General features: G+C 45.4%; 2 protein-coding genes. One reads left to right on the top strand and one right to left on the bottom strand.

Annotation, left to right across the window (positions count from 1 at the left end; translation table 11 throughout):
- A partial coding sequence (gene larC, locus RRG12_RS43960) for a nickel pincer cofactor biosynthesis protein LarC (protein WP_420763352.1) occupies positions 1 to 915 on the bottom strand: 915 nt, incomplete at its 3' end.
- Between the two features lie 87 nt (positions 916 to 1,002).
- Between larC and RRG12_RS43955 the strand changes: the two genes are divergently transcribed.
- On the top strand, positions 1,003 to 1,662 hold the full coding sequence (locus RRG12_RS43955) for an L-threonylcarbamoyladenylate synthase (protein WP_420759970.1): 660 nt from the start codon (positions 1,003 to 1,005) through the stop codon (positions 1,660 to 1,662).
- Positions 1,663 to 1,672: the final 10 nt, after the last annotated feature.

Raw genomic sequence — 1,672 nt, 5'->3', positions numbered from 1 at the left:
AGCCACAAACAACGCCTCAAACGTATAGCCGATCGCTTGCGGATTTAAATCATCTATTTGGGTTTCTAGTACCGAGATGGTTTCTAAATTTGAGCTAGTATCTTCAGAATCGCTGAAATTTGATTGCAAACTTGCGCTTTCACCCAACCAGAGGCGTAAAATATTTGGAATGGCTAAATTTATGGTTCCTGCTCCCAGTCCTATTTGCTTGATAGCGATCGCGGGTGGTGACCCAAAATCTCTTGCCAAAGTAGTAGCGATCGCGGCTCCTGTTGGTGTCACCAGTTCTCTGTCAATGCCATTGCTATAAACTGGACAACTCCGCATTTCCCACAGCTTTAATACTGCTGGTACTGGTACCGCCATCTGACCATGTGCAGCCCAAACAGTTCCGCCACCAGTCGGAAACGCCGAGCAGTAAAGTAATGGCAATCCTTCCTCATTGCTCTCAATCCCCAACCAATCCAACCCCAGGCAAGTACCCACAATATCTACGATCGCATCTATAGCACCCACCTCATGAAAATGAACTTTTTCAGGCGAAATACCATGCACCGCTCCTTCTGCGACTGCTAGCTGTCGGAATACCGCCAAACTCCAAGCTTCTGCCCGTGGTGGCAACCCCGCTTTGAGAATCATCTGCTCTATTTCTGGCAAGTGGCGTGTGTGATGGTGACTGTGTTCGTGATCATGGTGATGGTGATGATGATCATGTACTAAATCCACATGGACTTTAGTCGCCTGCTGACCATTCCGTTGGACAAACTCTGCCCTTAACTGATATTCCTTTTCAATACCCAACCCATTGAGTTTTTCAATTAAATACTCCACAGGAACACCCAAGCTGACCAAAGCACCCAGGCACATATCACCAGAAATTCCTGTCGGACATTGAAGATAAGCGATTTTATTCATAATAAATTAGTCATTAGTTATTAGTCATTTGTCATTTGTTCAGAGTTAGTAACTCTCACCTAGTCCCCAATCCCCAATCCCCGTCCTATGGCAAAAATTTTCTCAGTTCATCCGGATAATCCTCAAATTCGCCGAATAGAGGAAATAAAGTCGGCGCTCTCTAGTGGCGCAGTTATGCTTTACCCTACTGATACAGTCTATGCGATCGGTTGTGATTTGAATGCCAAGTCGGCGGTAGAACGAGTGCGGCAAATTAAAAAGCTAGCAAATGATAAACCATTGACATTTTTATGTCCCTCGCTTTCAAATGTGGCAACTTATGCCTTCGTAAGTGACACAGCCTATCGAATTATGAAACGCCTGATTCCGGGTTCATACACGTTTTTGCTCCCAGCGACTAAGTTAGTACCGCGATTGGTGCAAAGCCCCAAGCGGAAAACTACTGGAATTAGAGTACCAAACCATACTGTGTGTTTGGAGTTGCTGGCAGCCTTGGGCAATCCGATTATTTCAACTTCAGCACATCTGCCACCAGATGAAGCAGATAATGGCATGATTCGGATAGATACAGAAATTGTTCAGTCGCGGGTAGAGCTATTTGACCGTTTGGACAAGTTGGTAGACATAATTGTAGACACTGGCGAGGAACCTACTTATGAAGTATCTACCATCTTGGATATGACGGGAGACGAAGCAGTGATTATACGGAGGGGTTTAGGTTGGGAAACAGCAGCAGCATGGGTATAAGAATTCCGGG

The sequence above is a fragment of the Nostoc sp. CALU 546 genome, from assembly GCF_048836525.1.
This window is presented reverse-complemented; position numbering and strand designations above follow the sequence as displayed.

Excerpts from the sequence above, each read along its gene's own strand:
- RRG12_RS43955 (WP_420759970.1), top strand. The coding sequence starts at position 1,003 with ATGGCAAAAATTTTCTCAGTTCATCCGGATAATCCTCAAATTCGCCGA.